19 protein-coding genes are annotated in these 19442 nt (G+C 36.2%); 6 read left to right on the top strand and 13 right to left on the bottom strand.

The genetic code is table 11. The features are described 5' to 3' along the window. Positions 1 to 5: 5 nt before the first annotated feature. The 4 genes from P176_RS20150 to P176_RS0117415 all read right to left on the bottom strand — a co-directional run bounded on the left by P176_RS20150 (position 6) and on the right by P176_RS0117415 (position 4344). Positions 6 to 1514, bottom strand: a complete 1509-nt coding sequence (locus P176_RS20150; RefSeq protein ID WP_051605556.1) for a serine hydrolase domain-containing protein — start codon at positions 1512 to 1514, stop codon at positions 6 to 8. 82 nt (positions 1515 to 1596) lie between these two features. Beyond that, the gene (locus P176_RS0117425) at positions 1597 to 3117 is read right to left on the bottom strand and encodes a hypothetical protein (RefSeq protein WP_026755903.1); all 1521 of its coding nucleotides are present in this window, start codon (positions 3115 to 3117) and stop codon (positions 1597 to 1599) included. A gap of 89 nt (positions 3118 to 3206) precedes the next feature. Then, complete coding sequence (locus tag P176_RS0117420; protein WP_026755902.1) at positions 3207 to 3803, bottom strand: hypothetical protein; 597 nt, start codon at positions 3801 to 3803, stop codon at positions 3207 to 3209. Then, a complete protein-coding gene (locus tag P176_RS0117415) occupies positions 3787 to 4344 on the bottom strand; it encodes an RNA polymerase sigma factor (RefSeq protein ID WP_037349030.1) in 558 nt (185 codons plus the stop codon). The genes P176_RS0117420 and P176_RS0117415 overlap by 17 nt, the downstream gene beginning before the upstream one ends. A 166-nt stretch (positions 4345 to 4510) precedes the next feature. Here P176_RS0117415 and P176_RS0117410 point away from each other — a divergent pair, with 166 nt between their 5' ends. Together P176_RS0117410 and meaB are read left to right on the top strand one after the other, a co-directional pair. Next, a complete protein-coding gene (locus tag P176_RS0117410; RefSeq protein WP_026755900.1) occupies positions 4511 to 5083 on the top strand; it encodes a DUF2911 domain-containing protein in 573 nt (190 codons plus the stop codon). A 6-nt stretch (positions 5084 to 5089) separates the two neighbouring features. After that, positions 5090 to 6175, top strand: coding sequence for a methylmalonyl Co-A mutase-associated GTPase MeaB (gene meaB / locus P176_RS0117405; RefSeq protein WP_026755899.1), 1086 nt, complete (start codon positions 5090 to 5092; stop codon positions 6173 to 6175). Here meaB and P176_RS0117400 read toward each other — a convergent pair. After that, complete coding sequence (locus P176_RS0117400) at positions 6159 to 7097, bottom strand: NAD(P)-dependent oxidoreductase (RefSeq protein ID WP_026755898.1); 939 nt, start codon at positions 7095 to 7097, stop codon at positions 6159 to 6161. The two genes, meaB and P176_RS0117400, sit on opposite strands and share 17 nt — an antisense overlap. 97 nt (positions 7098 to 7194) lie before the next feature. Here P176_RS0117400 and P176_RS0117395 point away from each other — a divergent pair, with 97 nt between their 5' ends. Genes P176_RS0117395 through P176_RS0117385 form a run of 3 tightly spaced genes read left to right on the top strand, consistent with a single transcriptional unit; the run spans position 7195 to position 10158 of the window. Continuing rightward, positions 7195 to 7911: a glycosyltransferase family 2 protein gene (locus P176_RS0117395; protein ID WP_026755897.1), complete on the top strand. Its 717-nt coding sequence runs from the start codon at positions 7195 to 7197 to the stop codon at positions 7909 to 7911. Further along, entirely contained in the window at positions 7908 to 8546 is a 639-nt protein-coding gene (locus P176_RS0117390) for a lipid-A-disaccharide synthase N-terminal domain-containing protein (protein ID WP_026755896.1), read from the top strand. The genes P176_RS0117395 and P176_RS0117390 overlap by 4 nt, the downstream gene beginning before the upstream one ends. Continuing rightward, the gene (locus tag P176_RS0117385; RefSeq protein WP_026755895.1) at positions 8524 to 10158 is read left to right on the top strand and encodes a glycosyltransferase family 39 protein; all 1635 of its coding nucleotides are present in this window, start codon (positions 8524 to 8526) and stop codon (positions 10156 to 10158) included. The genes P176_RS0117390 and P176_RS0117385 overlap by 23 nt, the downstream gene beginning before the upstream one ends. A 1-nt stretch (position 10159) precedes the next feature. On the opposite strand, the gene P176_RS0117380 is transcribed toward P176_RS0117385, so the two are convergent. The 8 genes from P176_RS0117380 to P176_RS19760 all read right to left on the bottom strand — a co-directional run bounded on the left by P176_RS0117380 (position 10160) and on the right by P176_RS19760 (position 17968). Then, the gene (locus tag P176_RS0117380; RefSeq protein ID WP_026755894.1) at positions 10160 to 10732 is read right to left on the bottom strand and encodes a phosphatase PAP2 family protein; all 573 of its coding nucleotides are present in this window, start codon (positions 10730 to 10732) and stop codon (positions 10160 to 10162) included. After that, positions 10732 to 10959, bottom strand: coding sequence for a hypothetical protein (locus P176_RS0117375; RefSeq protein WP_026755893.1), 228 nt, complete (start codon positions 10957 to 10959; stop codon positions 10732 to 10734). Before P176_RS0117375 ends, P176_RS0117380 begins: the two co-directional genes overlap by 1 nt. A 4-nt stretch (positions 10960 to 10963) precedes the next feature. Continuing rightward, on the bottom strand, positions 10964 to 12349 hold the full coding sequence (locus P176_RS0117370) for an MATE family efflux transporter (RefSeq protein WP_037349028.1): 1386 nt from the start codon (positions 12347 to 12349) through the stop codon (positions 10964 to 10966). A 330-nt stretch (positions 12350 to 12679) separates the two neighbouring features. After that, positions 12680 to 13228, bottom strand: a complete 549-nt coding sequence (locus P176_RS0117365) for an NUMOD4 domain-containing protein (RefSeq protein WP_026755891.1) — start codon at positions 13226 to 13228, stop codon at positions 12680 to 12682. Positions 13229 to 13266: 38 nt separating this feature from the next. Then, positions 13267 to 14214, bottom strand: coding sequence for a nitronate monooxygenase family protein (locus P176_RS0117360; RefSeq protein ID WP_026755890.1), 948 nt, complete (start codon positions 14212 to 14214; stop codon positions 13267 to 13269). Next, positions 14214 to 15830, bottom strand: a complete 1617-nt coding sequence (locus P176_RS0117355; protein ID WP_026755889.1) for a S8 family serine peptidase — start codon at positions 15828 to 15830, stop codon at positions 14214 to 14216. The genes P176_RS0117360 and P176_RS0117355 overlap by 1 nt, the downstream gene beginning before the upstream one ends. A gap of 51 nt (positions 15831 to 15881) precedes the next feature. After that, a complete protein-coding gene (gene mnmA / locus P176_RS0117350; protein ID WP_026755888.1) occupies positions 15882 to 17069 on the bottom strand; it encodes a tRNA 2-thiouridine(34) synthase MnmA in 1188 nt (395 codons plus the stop codon). Positions 17070 to 17374: 305 nt separating this feature from the next. Next, positions 17375 to 17968, bottom strand: coding sequence for a toxin-antitoxin system YwqK family antitoxin (locus P176_RS19760; protein ID WP_231481289.1), 594 nt, complete (start codon positions 17966 to 17968; stop codon positions 17375 to 17377). Between the two features lie 66 nt (positions 17969 to 18034). On the opposite strand from P176_RS19760, the gene P176_RS0117340 reads away from it, so the two are divergent. After that, on the top strand, positions 18035 to 19087 hold the full coding sequence (locus P176_RS0117340) for a fasciclin domain-containing protein (RefSeq protein ID WP_026755887.1): 1053 nt from the start codon (positions 18035 to 18037) through the stop codon (positions 19085 to 19087). Positions 19088 to 19442 lie beyond the last annotated feature (355 nt).

Below are 19442 nucleotides of genomic sequence, written 5' to 3'. Positions count from 1 at the left end.
AATGTTTATTTTTTTATCAGTAATTTTTCTAAAGCTTCTGCTTTTTCTTCGGAATAATCTAATGAATTATCCATAGCAAAGGACTTTTTAAAATGCTCTAATGCTTTCAGAGAATCTCCCGCTTCTAACAAGGCATCACCATAGCTGTCATAAACATTGGCCGATTCGGGATATACTTCTGCATTAAGCTTAAAAACCGCTAGGGCTTCATTTACCTTGTTCGCATTAAGTAGTCCATATCCCAAAATATTCAATTCAGATTCTTTAAAATCAAAGGTCTCTTCTGAAGTGTTTTTTAATTCTCCATATTGCTTAATGGCATTATCAATACCAGTATTATAAATGGTTTTAGCCATAACCTTACTTATTTTAGTTTTTGGAATGCTGTAAGGTTCACCAGCTTCTATAGCCTGAACCCCCTTTACTAACGCTCCATAATTTTCTCCGGAAGCATTTGTGAGCACTATAAAACCACTTTTAGCATCAATTTCATTGTAAAGAAAGGTTGCAAAACCTACCCAACCGCCAGAATGACTGACCACCAAAGGTTCATTGGGTTCAGATTCTATAAACCATCCTAATCCATAATTGGTTTTTTCACCATTGTTTAATTGGCCACTCGTAAAGGCTTCATCTAAATAGGCTTTAGAAATTATGGTATGATTTGCTAAGGCCATATTCCATTTGTAGAGATCTTCTAATGTAGAATAAATGCCGCCATCCCCTCTTACATCATTTAAAAAATCATAATCATTAGCGCTAAAGTCTTTTTGGTTGAGTTCTAGAGTATAGCCATAAGCCCGATTTGGCATCTTTTTGTCTTCAGCAATCTGGTACTTGTAAAGCGTTGTGTGGTCCATCCCAATAGGATCTGTGATTTTTTCTTTTAAAAAATCCTTGAAATGTTGTCCAGAGATTTTTTCTACAATAGACGCCAATAATAAATACCCAGTGTTACTATATTCCCAACGTTCTCCTGGTTGAAACTCTAATTCTGGCTTGATGCGATAAAACTGTTTTAAAATTTCATCATTACCCAAAATATACTGCTTGGTTGAATCTTCTCTTACAAAAGTCTCATGCATCAACCGCTCATAGTCTGCTAATCCTGATGTGTGGTGCAACAGTTGTCTAATAGAAATTTGATCATACGGAAAATCGGTAAGTATGGCATTGACCTTTTGGTCGTAATCTAATTGCTCAGCTTCTTTTAATTTCATGATAGCCATCCCTGTAAACTGCTTACTCACAGATGCCAAACGAAATTGTGAATTTAAATCAAGTGAGTCTATTGGAGCTATAGACCGGAGTCCGTTAGCATTTTGATAAATGATTTCGCCATTTTCATATACCAAAACATTACCTGTAGTCAAGCCATTTTCGTGCATATTGCCAATAAATTCGGCATAAGCTGAAGATTGTTCATTAGGAGTTTCTGTTGGTTTATCTTGTTTGCAAGAAAAACATGCGGTTAAAAAAAGTAAAACAAAAAAGGATGAAAAGTGTCGTGCCATGATTTCGGTTGGTTTAAAACAGAATAAAAATAATCTTTTAAATTGTATTTAACACTAAATCAAGGCACAGAGCGTCATTATCTTAATCCTTTAAAGTGACATCACTAAATTTGGTATTTAAAACGATGCTCTTGGCAGAGCGAACGCCACTACTTGTTTTTTCAATGGTTTTTTGGGTGGTGGTCTCATTATTTAATTTAGATCGATTCCCTTTAAAATACACATTGTAATCTGTTTTGGGAAGCGTGATTACGGCATCACTATTTTCTAATACAATGTTAAGGTTTGAAAAATCATCTGAAATTTTAGAAATCACCAGATCGCCAAAACTACCATTGATAATAGCATTATGAGAAAGATTGTCTATGGTGATGTTAGAGGAGTTGCTATTAAGCATTAATTGCTCTGAATTGGAAATATATGCCTGCTGCACAAACTTTAAGTTGAGTTCCCCTTGACTCCACAAATCAATGTGCACAGGAGAATAGGCCACATTAATAGACGTGCTCATACCGTTAATATGATTGGCGATTAGTCCCGTATGAGATAAATCTGCTTTAAGGTTATGGATTATAGAAGACAATTTAAGTTCACCGTGTCTTACGTTCATTTTCAGTTTGGCCTTTTTTGGCATTTTGATTTTGATAACACGTTTTATGCCCTCTTCAGTGTGCTGCTTTGAGTTTGCCTTTTGATCATTAACCATAGATTGACGTTGGTGTATTGCTCGTTCTCTCGCTTCTAAAGATTTTGTTCTGGCCTCCATTTGTTTAGCACGCTCTTCCATTTGCTTGCCGTATTTTTCGCCCCAAGCCTCCATTTCTTTTGCCCATTCTCCATCAAAGCGTTTTGAAAATTCTTCTCCCCACGCTTTCATCTTCTTTTCATAATCTTCACCAAACTGTTGACCAAATTTCTCGCCCCAAACTTCCATTCGTTTTTCATAGCCTTTAAAATCTACCTTTGCCATTTTTCGGGCCCAAGTTTTCATTTTCTCTTTATACACTTTTCCGTATTTAGATTCAAAGTCTTTGCTCCAAGCTTCTAAATAAGGTTCTCCTTTAGCTTTATAAGCTTCAGCATCAAAACTAATGGTATGGACGCCTTCCGGAAGTTCTGGTAACTCTGGTAATTCTGGTACTTCAGGAACATCCATATGCACCATTTCTGGTAATTCTGGAAGCTCTGGCATTTCTGGCATTTCAGAAAATCCAAATTCGAAGTCGCTGAGATTCGAAATAGTTTCCAAATCAAGATTTAAAGATTCTAAATTTATATTTAAATCATTGAGACTACTCCAAGTACCTTGAGCTCCTTCCGAAGAAATCTTTACATAATCTCCAGAACCTTCTACTTTAAGTTTCCAATGTTCTAAAGCATTCTTTAAAGCGTCTCCAGATAATTTTTTGTCATCAACAAAGGCTTCAATTTCAAGTTCATCCTTATTCCAAGTATCAATTTCTAATTGAACGTAACTGGTATTAAGATCAATTGTAACGTCTTTAGTTACTTTTATATGTTTAGATAATTTGATGTTATTTTGCTGTGCTCCTAGGTTCAATGTAAACACAAACAGCACTAATTTTATAAGATTTGTTTTCATTTGTTTTAAGTTTTAAAAGAAATCTGAAAACGACCAAACGCGTCATTTGATTTTGGGTATTGCAAGCTTTCAGATTTCCTTTTGTTGATTTAACTGATGTTTTTTGATGATGATGTTTCGGTTGAACTATTTAATTCACCCAATTGTTCTTTTAAGCGGTATAATAAATTAAGCCTTAATTTCAAATTATCGATAAGTGCACTTACCGTAAGTTCATTCGGGCCGTTTTCTGTCAATTCTAACGATAGCTTTTTGTATTCTTTATTCAATTCTGCCAAACGAAACACATAGCCATCAAACAACTCCTTATTGTCTTCTGTTAACTTGACCTTTGACAGCTCTAAATTAATGTTAGCCAAATAGTAATGTTCTATTTTTTTTAAATCTGGAGACACATCTCCTAAAGATTTTAGTGACGTTTCATGTGAGGGACTGTCTTGCGTCACTACATCGGAGGGCATCATTTCAGTAGGATTAACATATTTAAATGTCGTAAATCCCAAACCAATAAGTATCACAATACTTGCGGCTATACGCCATAAAACAGAATTCGATTTTTTTATGCTGTGCTCAGGGAAAGTCTCCTCTAATTTTGAGAGAAATCGCGCCTCATGACCTTTCGGCATCGATGTGCTTCGCTTGTCTTGCCCTTCAGTATTACATAATTCTCTAAGATCTTGTGCCATTGTACATAGGTTTTAAAAGTGCTTTTAACTTTGCTTTTCCTCTTGAAAGCTGTGTTCTTGATGCTATTTCTGAAATATCTAGAATTTCGGAAATTTCTTGGTGGTCATAACCTTCCATTAAATAAAGCGTCACCACTACTCTATATTTTTCTGGTAATTGTGACATACTTTGCTTGACATCTTCAATGCTAATAGTATCATCTACCAACCATTCGTTCTCATAAGGTTCATCAACCACTTTAAGGTGCACCTCGTCCAAATCTTGCAGCATATGCTTTTTAGATTTGAGAAGATCGATGCTCTTATTGATCACGATACGTTTTAACCAAGCTCCAAAAGTTACTTCTGCTTGAAATTGATCTAGTTTGGCAAAAGCATTTATAAAAGATTCCTGAACGATATCTTCAGCTTCCATAGAATCTCTTACAAATCGATTTGCAACAACATACATTCCATCACAATATTGCTGGTATAATTGCAATTGCGCTTTACGATCGTTACGCTTGCATTGTTCAATAATATCCACTTGTAAGGCGTTCAAACTTCTTTTGATTGATTATAGTTCATTTAAAGGACGACACAAATGATACAGTGTTGCAAAGTTTTTCGCTTTTTTTTAAATTTTTATATGAAAACAACGTTAAGAGCTTAGTCAAAAAATCAAATTCATTTATATTTACACTCACAATAAAGAGAAATCCCCTGCTATGAATACGTTTTTAAAACGCCTACTAATATTTCTTTTCATTATTGCCATAGGTTTATTTTGCTACTCTTACTTTGTTGAAAATATATTTTCTCCACGTTTGAGTCCGAAGGATACTGTAGAGTTTAAGATGAATGACTTAAAATTAAATGTATTCTATAATAGGCCTTCAAAAAAAGGGCGTGAGATTTTTGGAGCATTGGTTCCTTACGGAAAAGTCTGGCGTACTGGTGCCAATGAGGCTACGACATTTGAAACTAACAAAGATTTGATGGTTCAAGGGATTTATTTACCTGTAGGGGTGTATACTTTATGGACAGTACCAAAAGACTCCACTTGGAATGTGATTTTCAATACGAAACAATACCCTTGGGGTGTAGATGAACAAATGCAGCCTATGTGGGATCCCAATTACGATATTTTAGAAATTGATGTACCTGTTGAAAAGTTAGATCAACCCGTTGAGCAATTTACTATTGCCATTGACAACAGTACAGATAATTTAGAGCTAACCATGGCATGGGACCACACCAAGGTAGCTGTTCCATTGGAAGTGATGAAAGAACAAAAATAACTGCAATTGGCAAAAGCATCTAAAACATCTGCTTTAGAAGAAACTAGCGGCGTCTCGAGCGCAGCACTTTCTAATGCTAATGCCATTAAAAACATTCAGGAAAAACGCAAGTTACAGCGATCAACAGATGATCTGGTTTCCAAAGTCATAGAAGGAAATATTACGGCCCTCAGCCAATCTATAACCTTAGTAGAAAGTACCAATCGCTCTCACCTAAATCAAGCAAATGCCATCATCAAAGCATGTTTGCCATACGCCAACAACTCTGTTAGAATTGGCATTACAGGTGTTCCTGGAGTTGGAAAAAGCACTTTTATAGAAGCCTTGGGCATGCATTTAACAACTCAGGGGAAAAAAGTGGCTGTACTTGCTGTAGACCCAAGCAGTACTTTGAGTAAAGGCAGTATTCTTGGAGATAAAACCCGAATGGAAGATTTGGTTAAGAATGAGCAAGCTTTTATTCGCCCCTCACCTTCTGGATCCTCTTTAGGCGGTGTTGCTAGAAAAACTCGTGAAACCATTATTCTCTGTGAAGCTGCTGGCTTTGATACCATAATTATTGAAACTGTTGGTGTTGGCCAAAGTGAAATTGCCGTACATAGTATGGTCGATTTCTTTTTACTATTGAAATTAGCTGGTGCGGGTGACGAGCTTCAAGGTATTAAGCGAGGAATTATTGAAATGGCAGATGCTATTGCCATTAATAAAGCCGATGGAGAGAATAAAAAAGCCTCTAAAATGGCCAAATCAGAATTTAAGCGGGCATTGCATCTCTATCCAGAAAAGGAGTCGCAATGGCAACCCAAAGTCACGTTATGTAGCGCTTTACATCGAGAAGGTATTGCTGATGTGTGGGAGTTGGTAGAAACTTATGTTTCCAATGTAAAGGGCAATGGCTTCTTTGAGAAAAACCGAAAGTCCCAAAATAAGTTTTGGCTGCTACAAACTATTGAAGACCGTCTTAAGTCTGAATTTTTCAACCAATCTGAAATTAAGATAGCCTTAGAAAAGCAATTACTACTTGTTGCTGAAGGAAAAACTACACCTTTTGCTGCAGCCGAAAATCTATTGAAACTTAAAAATTCGCTTTAAACCAGGCGACTTGTTTCTCTACAGCTTCTAATAAGGTTGTTTGCGGATTGTAATTCAACAATCTCCTAGCCTTATCTATATTAGCCTTAGTACGCAATTGATCTCCTGGTCGTTTTGGTATGACGTTAAGATGGATTTTCTTACCTAAAATTTGCTCCACAGCTTCTATGCCTTCTTTAGTGGTGTGCTCCACCTCTGTCCCGAGATTGATGATTTCTCCGTTTACAAGTTGCTCTTTGCCAATAACACTTACAATGCCATCTACAATGTCTCCCACGTAAGTAAAACTGCGCAAATGCGTATCACTCCCTTCAAACAAAGGAAATTTCTCATCCTTCAAACCCAGATCTATCAATTTGGTATACATTTTCTCAGGACGTTCGCGCGGACCTATAACCGAATATAACCGTAGTGAACAAGACTTTAAAAGTTGCTCTCTACTTTTTTGGAGCACTAACTGCTCACCAGCAAGTTTGGTTACCCCATAGTGTGATGCAGGTTTTGGAGCAAAGCTTTCGGGATGTGTCGCTTCAAGACCATAAATAGACGAGGTTGCTATGTTGACCAATAATTTCAAATTAGGACAGCCTTCTGCAAAATCGACCAAATTTTTGGTAGCGATAATGTTATTACTGAAATAGTCTTCAAATGTGGACGTTTGGGAAATCCCAGGTTGTCCCGCAAAATGAAAGATATAATCGAAATCGTTTGGTAGAACTTTTAATAAGTCCTCATCCCTTAGATCTTTCTTTATAATGCTGATTCCCTTTTCGGTGAGTGCTTTGGCATTAAGTTGTTTTAATATAACACTATAATAATCGCTAAAATTATCAACGCCAACAACCACATGGCCTAGGCTTTGTAAACGTTCTGCTGTATGTGAGCCTATAAAACCAGCGGCTCCTGTAATAAGTATTTTCATTTGATTGTAAAGAAATACAAAATAAGGGTTTTTATATGAAATGAAATCACAAGTGGTTGAATAAAAAACAATATTTTTGTCCAACTAACTTTCATAAATGGACTATAAACTTACAATTGTTGTTCCTGTATACAACGAAGAAGATAATCTATTACGAGTAGAAAAAGAGCTCCTAGACTATACCAAAATAGCCATTAAGCCCACTAAAATACTATTTGTTAATGATGGGTCTAAAGATAAAAGTCAGGACGTCATAGAATCTATTTGTGAACGTCAATCCAATTTTTCATATTTACTTTTTACTGAAAACCGCGGTCTTAGTGCTGCAATTAAGGCTGGGTTTGACCATACAGAAACAGAATTGGTGGGCTACATTGATTCTGATCTACAAACTGCTCCAGAAGACTTTAATAAACTCTTGAAACACATTGGAGAATATGATTTAGTAACTGGCGTTAGAGCTGATCGTAAAGATAGTTTCGTCAAAAACATGTCCTCAAAAATCGCCAATGGCATTCGGCGTACGTTTACCCATGATGGAATGGACGATACAGGTTGTCCCCTAAAAGTGATTAAAACAGATTACGCAAAGCGTATTCCCATGTTTAAAGGTTTACATCGTTTTTTACCTGCGATGATATTGCTTCAAAATGGTAAAATTATACAAATTCCTGTTCAGCATTTTCCTCGGGTTGCTGGTACGGCAAAATTTGGCTTATGGAATCGGCTTTTGGGCCCTCTCATGGATTGTTTTGCCTACCTCTGGATGAAGAAGAAATACATCAACTATCAGGTTTTGAAACAAAGTAAATGAGCAATTGGCTTATATATAGTATTGGGTTTTTAGCTCAAATTTTGTTTTCCTCAAGGCTGATTATTCAATGGGTGACTTCAGAAAAGCAAAAACGTGTCATTACACCCACACTCTTTTGGACTTTAAGCTTATTAGCTAGCGTTTTACTTTTTATGTATGGCTACCTTAGATTTGATTTTGCAATCATGCTGGGCCAATCTCTAACCTATTACATCTACATTCGTAATTTACAACTGCAAGGACAATGGAAAAAATTTCCAAAAGCGGTACAATGGTTCTTGATTATTTTCCCTGTTCTTATTGTGATCTATTATTTTAATAATAATAGAATCGATTTAGATCTATTGTTTCAAAATGAAGCTATCCCGTATTGGCTTTTGGTTTTAGGCATCATTTCTCAAGTGATTTTTACGTTACGTTTTGTGTATCAATGGCTGTATTCGGAAAAAAGAAAAACCTCTTCCCTACCGTTCGGTTTTTGGCTTTTGAGTCTTATTGGCTCTATTCTTATTTTAATTTATGCCTTTATTAGAATCGACTATGTTCTTATTCTTGGTCACGGTTTAGGCTCCATCATTTACTCAAGAAACATCTATTTAATTCATAAAGCAGATGCTACAGAAATTTCAAAATAATCCCTTTCTCACTCTAGCTGTGCTGATCATTATAATGCTGGGTTTCAACTTAAATGTGATTCCTGTAAGTATTATGGAGGCTCGAAATTTTATTACGGCCAGAGAAATGATTACCGATCAAAATTGGTTGTTGACCACCATGAATGGTGAGGCGCGTTATCAAAAGCCACCGTTACCCAGTTGGATCTGTGCTTTGTTTGGTTTAATATTTGGTATTGAAAGCAACATTGCCATGCGCTTCCCTGCGCTTGTATTTATGTTTATAACGGCTCAATACACTTATTTACTTTCAAAAAAATTAACCGAAAACATATCCCAAAGTTTGCAAAACGCGCTTATTTTGGTCACCTCATTTTATGTGATAGCCATTGCTTTTGAAGCGCCCTCAGATATATTTACCCATGGCTTTATGATGATGGGCATCTATCACATATTCGTTTTATTTAAGGACAATAAAGCTTTTTTAAAACGAATGGTACTTGCTGGGATTTTTATTGGCTGCTCTATTTTAAGCAAAGGTCCAGTGTCTTTTTACGTGCTCTTGCTTCCATTTGTATTGGCTTACGGTTGTTCTTTTAAATATCAATTTTCTAAAAAGTTAGTATTTGCTTTTTTAGGAACTTTACTCTTAGCGCTTCTTATTGGTGGCTCTTGGTATATTTATGTACGGTTAGAAGATCCAGAAACATTTAAGGCCATTGCAGAAAAAGAAACTGGAAATTGGTCAAGTTACAACGTAAGACCCTTTTATTACTATTGGAGCTTTTTTGTGCAAAGTGGTATGTGGACGATACCAGCAATTGTAGGACTGCTTTACCCGTATTTAAAATCTCGAGTAAGGCATTTAAAGGCTTATCAATTTAGCTTATTTTGGACGCTCTTTGCGGTTGTTTTATTATCTATTATTCCTGAAAAAAAATCACGATATTTAATGCCAGTTTTAATTCCTTTAGCCATTAATTCAGGATTTTACATCGAATACTTAATTCAAAACTTTAAGCACATAAAAGAGAAGAGAGAACGCTTTCCTGTGTATCTCCATTTTGGTTTAATGGCGTTAATAGCAATTGCTTTACCAGTAGCTCTTTTCTTTATACTAGATCAAAATTTATCTGAAGTGTTTTGGAGTTATTTAGTGCTAAGTATTTCAATGGTTGTTATTGGAATTTTACTAATAATACAACTACAACGTAAGCATCTAATAAACACGTTCTATCTAAATATTTGCTTTTTTGCGGCCCTATTATGCTTTGGTCTTCCCGTTTCCGAAGCTTTAAAAAGTAAAAATTATAGCTCTATTTCTCAATTACATGTGCAGTTGCAAGAAGCAAAATTGCAACTTTATGGACTCGATTATGTAGCGCCAGAAATGCTTTGGGACTTTGGTGATAAAATTCCACAAATGAGAACAGACAGCGTGATTTCGTTTCCTTCTGAAGATCGGTTTGGTGTACTAACAAGCGACTTAAAGCCTGAAGACCTCAAACTCTTAGAAAGCAATTATCACCTTGAGAAAAAAGGATCTTACGACCTTAATATTTCAGAGAAAGGAAGCCGTGGTTACAAAGGGCGTCTTCAAAACGATTTTTATATCCTATCTAGAAAGGATTAAATTACCTAAGCTTCAACAGTGTTTGGAGATATCTATCTAAACGGTAGAACATATATCCTGAAACACCTCCAAACAAAGCTCCACTTACCACATCAAGAGGATAATGGGCTCCCACGTAAATTCTACTATAACCCATGGCCAAAGCCCAAACAATCATAAAATAAACGAGATATTTGTATGCGCTTTTTAAGGTCATTCCTATAAAAACAGCCAAAGCCATTGAGTTACTGGCGTGCCCTGAGAAATAGCCAAATCTTCCACCGCATCGGTCTCTCACCAAACGCATCACTTCTGCAACGCCTGGCTCATGACAAGGTCTTAATCTTTCCAAACCATGTTTAAAGAGGTTAGTAACTTGATCTGTAAACGTGATCATTAATGCAACAACCACCAACATCAATATAAATAGCTTAGTGTTAAGCTTTTTGAAGAGAAGATAAGCCAAAACTGCGTATAGCGGTATCCAGTGTATTTTGGCTGTATAGGTTAACCAAAATGCATCCCAAAATGTGGTACCGAGACCGTTTAGATATATAAAAAGTTCTTTGTCGTATGCTATTAATTGGTCAATCATTACTCATCATATCGTTTCACCTCTCTATCGTAAAAATCTGTTGCTTCTTGAATGAGGTTCTCCATTTCATTTTCAATTTCCTTTTCGTCCTCTTTATCAAACTCTTCTAACCATTCCACTTCATCATCCTCTAGATTAATAACAAATCTTGGGAACTCTGTGTGTATGACATAAATAGCGTTAGGATAATCTGTATTATCGCCGAGAATATATTTTGGTAAGTTCATAATATTAGATATTTACATTAGTAGTTTTCAAAGTTAAGGCTTTAGTCAAATAATTAAACCTTAACCATAGTAAAATTGCGGCAGAGCTTAAACCTACCAAAAGACCAAGCCAAATGCCAAAGCTACCATAGGCTTCCTCTTTTCCGAGGAAAAAACTAACAGGAAAACCGATGAGCCAATACGCTACAAAAGTAATAAGGGTTGGGATCTTGACATCTTGAAGTCCTCTAAGTGCTCCTAAAACGACCACTTGAATACTATCGCTAATTTGAAAGATGGCAGCAGCAATCATCAACTGCGCTGCGATACTAACGACTTCATAATTATCTTGATAGTTTTTTGCGTCATCAAAATCTACATACAACTTAGGCAATTCGTTATGAAATAAAGCAAATATTGCGGCAAAGCAACAGGCAAATAAGAAGGCCAATAAGAAGATAGAAAATGCAATACGTCTTAATTGTATAAAATGTCCAAGTCCTTTTTGATTGCCCACTCTTATCATTGCAGTCACGCTTAAACCAACGGCAAACATAAAGGTTATTGAAGATAGATTAAGCGCAATCTGGTTAGCAGCCTGAGGATTTTTACCTAATAAGCCGCTCAGCCAAATAGCAGCAGTAAAAATGGCGACTTCAAAAAACATTTGCATGGCGCTTGGAGTTCCCAAATAAATGAGTTTTTTAAGCATTAATTTTTCTAATACAAAGAACTTGATATGGGTAACAAAGGCTTTCGACTTTTCTTTTCGTTTTAGTATCCACCATAGATGCAATACCATCACTACTCTAGAAATCAACGTTCCATATGCTGCTCCTACGATTCCCAATTCTGGACATCCAAATTTACCGAAGATAAACATGTAATTGAGCACCACATTGATAATGTTAGATACAATGGTAGCATACATTGGGTATTTGGTCATAGAAAGACCATCACTAAACTGTTTGAAAGCTTGAAAAATGATCAGCGGCACCAATGAAAGCGCTACTAAATCAAGATAAGGCACTGCTAAATCAACAACCTCTGGAGGCTGTTTCATGATATAAAGTAAAGGTTTAGAAAGATAAACAACTAGAAAAAGCAAGATACCTAAAATGGTACAAAGCACCAGACCGTGTTTAAATGCGGATTTACCACCCGCAAAATCCTTAGAGGTATCTGCCTCGGCCAATAAAGGTGTAATTGCGGTTGAAAAACCGATGCCTAAAGACATGGCCACAAAAACAAAACTATTACCTAAAGACACAGCAGCCAATTGCGCTGTACCCAATTGTCCCACCATAACGTTATCAACAAAACCAACGAAGGTATGGCCGAGCATTCCTAAAATAACAGGTGCCGCCAATTTGAGATTGTAGCTAAACTCCTTGGTATAATCTTTAAGCATTTCCAGATTTCATTTAAAGAGCGCAAAAATAACTTTTTCAATTCCGAATATGTCTATGGAGACAACTAAAGTGATTGATGAGTTCTTAATATTTTTCTAAATAAAATGTTATCATCTTAAAATGTTCATAAAAACCAAGAGCATTAAAAGGGCACCATGATTTTTGACCTATTTTTGATTAACAGATACTTTATTTTAGTAGGTTAGGTATTTGGGACAGAAACTTTTTGGCACATTTTTTAGAGGGATTAAATTTTGTGCTTAAAAACGTTTCATGCAAAAAGAGGCTTTCGCCTCTTTTTGTCATTTTATATAGTTCTAATGTGTTCTTTAATATTCGGTAACGTAGCCCCAATTCTCGCCTGTTTTTATGCGATGTAATTGCATCTCTGATATTCCAAATTGCTTTGCTATCATCTTTAGACGGGTTCTTCGGTTGGGATCATTAATTTTTCGCTTAATCAATTTCACCTTAGTTTCTGTCAACTTAGAATGTGTTACTCTACGCGGACGGTTAATGTACTCTGGGTTTGTAAATTGATGTATTTCTTTCTCTCTTTTTGTGGCCCATTTTAGATTTTCAACCTTATTATTGGTCTTATCATAATCTAAATGAATGACATAAATACCTTCCCCTTGTTCCAAAAAATGCTGCGCAACCAGTTTATGAACGTATCTACTGGTTTGCTTACCATTTGCTTTTTGCTTTAACGGTAAATTTTGATACCCATTAATGTAATACTGCTTGACTAACTCTGGTGTATCGAGTTTGCAGTTTTTAATTCTTCCGTAGTTTGAAATTTGAAATTTCTCATTGTCTGAAATTTTATCGTCAAAGACAATATCCTTCCATTCTTCTTTCCAATAGTCCCTAATCATTGTTTAATAATCTGTTTAATTCAATTAGCAAGTTCAATTTATAATTTAACGCTCTCAATACGTTTTACAGCATCTCTAAATTCTGAAATCATATCTTCAACAATTTGTGTTGTAGATTTAACTTCATGAATAAGACCTGATATTTGACCGATTTCCAATTCTCCCTCTTGTAAATCGCCTTCAAACATTCCTCGTTTAGATCTAGCACGTCCTAAAAGTTCCTTAAGCTCGTCTGGAGTCGTACCTTTTTGATAGAGTGTTTGTATATCATTAAAAAATTTATTCTTAATCAATCGCACTGGTGCGAGTTCTTTTAAAGTCAATTGCGTAGCTCCTTCTTTAGAATCTACAACAATCTTTTTAAAATGTTCATGAGCAGAAGACTCCTCACTAGCAACAAATCTGCTTCCCACTTGAACGCCATCTGCTCCTAAAATCATAGTAGCTAACATGGCTTGTCCAGTGGCTATGCCTCCTGCAGCAATTAAAGGTACTGATAATTGTTCTTTTACCATAGGAATTAAGGTCAAAGTTGTAGTTTCTTCCCTTCCATTGTGTCCGCCTGCTTCAAATCCTTCAGCAACCACAGCGTCTACACCGGCCTCTTGAGCCTTTAAAGCAAACTTCACACTGCTTACCACATGCACTACGGTAATACCTCGCTCTTTTAACCAATTGGTCCATGTTTTAGGATTTCCTGCAGAGGTAAAGACAATTTTGACGTCTTCTTCTACAATAATATCCATAATCTCTTCTATGTTGGGATACAACATGGGCACGTTAACACCAAAAGGATTGCTAGTGGCTTTTTTGCACTTTTGAATATGTTCTCGCAAAATATCTGGATACATAGACCCTGCTCCTATCAAACCTAGTACTCCAGCATTACTCGCTGCTGATGCCAAGCGCCAACCGCTATTCCAAATCATACCCGCTTGTATTATGGGGTATTTTATATTGAAAAGTGATGTAATTCTATTACTCATTAAGATTTAGTCAATTTAAACGTTTTTGATGCTCCTCCTGATTGAAAGTTTAAGAGGTACATTCCTTTATTCAATCTGCTTACATCCAGTTCGGTATGTGAGTCATAAAGCGTCTTTTCTAACACTGTGTTGCCTAAAATATTAATGATTCTAAGCCTCGTAGAATGCTCGCCTATTTGAGTTTGAATGTTCAAAATGGTTTCTGCCGGATTAGGAAACACCTTGAGTTCTGTAATTTGTTGTTGGTCTAAAGATAGACCTATATTTAAGGCTTCTTGTAAATTTGGTATGCCATAACCTAAGAAATAATCTGGATTATCATATTGGGAGGCAGACATTCTAACAAACTGTTTGATCTCTTCGTTAGTTGCATTGGGTAAAGCCTGCATGAGAGAGACGATACCCCCAGCCATAATAGGAGAACTAAAAGAGGTCCCGTTATTAGAAACAATAGCGTTAGCACTATTAATAACGAAAGAGCCTTGACCTTGGGCTGCTACATCTGGTTTTATGGTAGGTTGAAAATCACTTCCTTGAGAACTAAATCCCGCATAGTTTCCATCGGCATCTACAGCACCTATGCTAAATACGCCTGTGCCGTCTGCTGGAGCAACTACTCCTGCTGAACCTGAATTACCTGCAGAGGTTACAACCAAAATCCCTTTTTCATTAGCGATATTGGCTCCTCTCGTTATAAACGTCGTGCTACCATCTAAATCTTGATTGGTATGACTGTAATTGATGTTATCATATAGCCTGTAACCAAGAGACGTATTAATCACGTTAACTCCCAAACTATCTGCACGCTCTGCTGCTTCAACCCAATAACCTTCTTCTACTGGTGTTTCGCTAGAGACATCCTCAGTTCTAAATACATAATATGAAGCATCAGGAGCTGTACCCACAAAATTATCTTGAACAAAGCCAGCCATATCACTCAATACTTTTGTACCATGATCATTTCCGGAGAAATTAAAAACGTCTTCTGTTCGATCCACAAAATCATAGCCACCCAATAAATCCTCATTATCTCTCAATCTTTGAAAAGCACCCATAGTATCTACATTAGGAAACCCAGAGTCGAGAATTGCAACAATAATGCCTTCACCCGTATAATCCTCAAGATGCAACTGATCTACGCCTATCATTTCGACCTGGTTTTGTGCACTTCCGTAGTTGAAAGAAATCAATGTGTCTTCAATCAAAAATTCACTATCAGATTGAGATACGCGCTCTAAATCATTGAGATTAGGGTCTGCAAACTCTATATAGTCTATAAATTCTAAGGTATCGTTAAGCAGTAAGTCATTAATAACATCTGCATCTGTACCTCTTACAAAAACGGCATTAAACCATTTGGATTTTGCCAAAACTTGAATATTGTCTTGTGATTTTACCAAAGTAATGTAAGCTTCATTTACAGGAACATCTCTTGCATCAATTGCAATACCTTTAGCAGCTTTTCTATCAATGGCAGTTTGGGTAAGTATTGAAATGGGATTATTGATGGATGCTTCTACATTATCCTTATCTGTAAAATAAACCCATGCATCTTCTTGAGCATGTAACATAAGGTTAAACATGACACATAATAAAAGTAGAAGTCTTTTCATCATTGTTTTTTATTTAAAGCTAATTGGCATATTGCAATAAATTTACAAAACAAATTAGCAAATTACACCAGAACCCACCAATTCTTCTCCAAGGTACCAGGCTACAAACTGGCCCTCTGCAATAGCAAATTGAGCATTATCAAACTCAACATACAATCCGCTATCCGTTTTATAAAGCGTTGCCGGCTCAAGAGCTTGACGATAACGAATTCTTGCCAAAACTTTCATCTGCTCTCCTTCTTTAATAGCTAGATCTTCTCTTACCCAGTGCAACTCGTCATTGTTTACAAATAAAGCTCTTCTAGATAAACCTGGATGAGAATGGCCTTGACCCGTATAAATCACGTTTTCATCAACGTCTGTTTCAATCACAAAAAGTGGCTCAACCATTCCTCCAACACCTAATCCTTTGCGCTGGCCTTTAGTAAAATAATGAGCGCCTTGATGTTTGCCAACGGTTTTACCTTCGGAAATGTGATACTCTGGTTTTTTGGATAAAAAATTCAGTTCCTCAAACTTAGACGTAAATTCAGGAGTTTCATCGTTGTAATGGTGATGATTCTTGTCGATTTCTACGATAATACCCTCACGTGGTTTTAATTTTTGTTGAAGAAATTCTGGCAAACGCACTTTTCCTATAAAACAAAGTCCTTGTGAATCTTTTTTATTGGCAGTAATCAAATCTTGTTCTTTTGCAATAGCTCTTACCTCTGGTTTTGTAAGTTCTCCAATTGGAAATAAGGCTTTCGCTAATTGGTCTTGAGATAATTGACAAAGAAAATAAGACTGATCCTTATTGGTATCTACGCCCGAAAGCAACTGATAAAAGGTTTCACCCTCTTTTTTGACTTCGCCCTTTCTGCAATAATGACCTGTAGCCACATAATCTGCTCCAAGATCTAGAGCTATTTTCATAAATACATCAAACTTGATCTCGCGATTACAGAGCACATCTGGATTTGGAGTTCTTCCTTTTTGATATTCATCAAACATATAATCCACAATACGCTCTTTGTACTGCTCACTTAAATCTATAGTCTGAAATGGGATTCCTAATTTATCTGCCACTAGCATGGCATCATTACTATCATCTAACCATGGGCATTCATCTGAAATCGTCACAGAGTCATCATGCCAGTTTTTCATAAACAAGCCAATAACTTCATACCCTTGTTGCTTCAACAAATAGGCTGTAACACTAGAATCTACTCCACCAGAAAGACCAACAATTACTCTTTTCATTTCCATATACGTCTTAATCGAAATAACGTCTAAAGGCTTACATTACAAAAGACCGAAATGTAAAATTCCTTGACCTTATTACGATTTGCAAATTTACGGAAATTTTGTGTGCCAGTTTTATAGATCCAGAAACTTATAACCGAGGTCTAACTTGAAGTTGAATATTACTTGACTACGGATTAAGAAAATTTACTTCTTTGGATTTTTAGAACGTCTCGTGTGATCAATTGTTTCTAAAAATTGATCATTTTTGTAATAGGTCCAGACACCATGCTTGCGGTCATGCTGATATTGTCCTTCAGACGCTAGATGACCGTCTGCATCATAGTATTTAGCTGCCCTTGAAGTTCGTTGTCTTCATACTGAAAATCGTTTAAAAGCTGTCCGTTTTCAGAATAGGTTAAGGTTTGACCATTTAGTTTTCCGTTGTGATAATGTGACGTTTCTGCAATTTGACCACTAGGATAATAGACCGTTTTCTCTCCTTCTAATTGACCACTGTTATTATAGGTTTCTTTAGACATGACTGCACTAGACTTATTATGGTAAAATGTCCATTGACCTATATAAAGCTTACCGTCCATTTGGCCTTCACTAATCAACTTACCTGAAGACGAAAAGAACTTAACCTCTGCATTATCATTCTCTTTATTAAATTGCTTGGTAGCACTTAAAACACTTTTACCTTTATTAAGAGTGTAGAATTTAAATAGTCCGATTTCTTTACCATGATCAAACTCACCTTCGTACCTGGGTTGATTGGTTTTATCAAAATTTTTACGCCAAGCACCGTGCCTTTTCCCCTCTGAATCAAAGCTATTTTTAACACTTTGAGCACTGAGTGCACTTGTTAAAGAAAATATAAAAAAAAGAATTGCGACGTCTAAATGTTTAACCATTTCGTAAATTTACTGAACAGACTAACTTAATTATTAATAATAACTATTCACAAAAAACTCAAAAGAATGAAAATTATTTCAAAAACGATTAAAATATTACCACTATTATTTGTGGTATTTGCTTTTCAAGCTTGTAGCGATGACGACGACGCAACAACACCGGTTCCTGAGCCAACATTGCTAAACATATTTGCGACTGCAGATGCTAGTGCTGATTTAACTAATTTAGTGGCTGCATTGGAAGAAGCAGATTTGGATATGACTCTTCAAGGTGACGGTCCTTTTACCGTTTTCGCACCTACAAATGATGCTCTTGCCGCACTTCTAAGTGCAAATGGCTGGGCGACTTTGGCTGATGTGCCTGATGATATATTAGAAAACGTATTATTAAACCATGTCATTAGTGGCGAAACAATTATGGCTAGTGATCTTACAACTGCTGGATCTGGATACGTAAACACTTTGGGTTCAGGTGCCGACGACCAAAACTTAAGTTTGTATTTTAATATTAATGGCAATGTCGTTGAATTAAATGGGGGTGCAGAAAATAGTACCGATATCAACGCTGGAGCAAACGTAATTACAGCAGATATTATGGCTACCAACGGAGTTGTGCATATTGTTAATTCTGTAATTATGCCTCCAACTATTGCAGATCATGCATTAGCTAATCCTAACTTATCAAGTTTGGTTGCTGCATTAGCATCTGCGGATTCAGGAACTCCAACTGTTTCAGGAGGCTATATCCCTACAGTTTCGGATGCGACCGCTGGACCATTTACAATATTAGCGCCTACAAATGCGGCTTTCGAAGCTTTATTACTTGATTTGGATCCTTCGGGGGAAACAGCATTAGGTGATGTAGATACTGCCACTGTTGATGCTATTTTGACTTTCCATATTACAGGCGCTGGTAACGTACAATCATCTGGATTAGCTGGATTAAATGGATCGTTCCCATCTTTGGGAGGAAATATTAGTTTGGATGCAACAGAATTAACGGTTACTGACGATAATGATAGAGTAAGTAATATCATACCAGAATTAGTAAATATACAAGCGACCAATGGGGTTGTACACGCAATTGATCAAGTCCTGTTGCCACTACAAGAAGATTAATTTAATTCAAAGATAAATAAAACAAAAGCATCTCATTTTGAGGTGCTTTTTTTATGCGTCTTAAAAAATAGCTCTATCCATAATTTTAAATTCACACCTTACATAAGCCATAGTCATTTTAAACGATACCAATCTGTCTTGGGTATCAATAAGATTGAAGTGTAAATGAATATATTATGTACCAATTTTTAATCCTTAGCTGCTGTTCGAATAGTGTTAAGAATAATTGTTTATTCCAACAGAGAAAACTATTTAAAGCTTACGATTTCAGTTGTGCTAATGATCCAATCTAAAAGCTACTTGGTGTTGATGCATGAGCACAAAAAAAATCCGATACTTCATGTATCGGATTTTC

This window comes from Sediminibacter sp. Hel_I_10, assembly GCF_000688335.1.
In the GTDB taxonomy this organism is placed as follows: domain Bacteria; phylum Bacteroidota; class Bacteroidia; order Flavobacteriales; family Flavobacteriaceae; genus Psychroserpens.
This window is presented reverse-complemented; position numbering and strand designations above follow the sequence as displayed.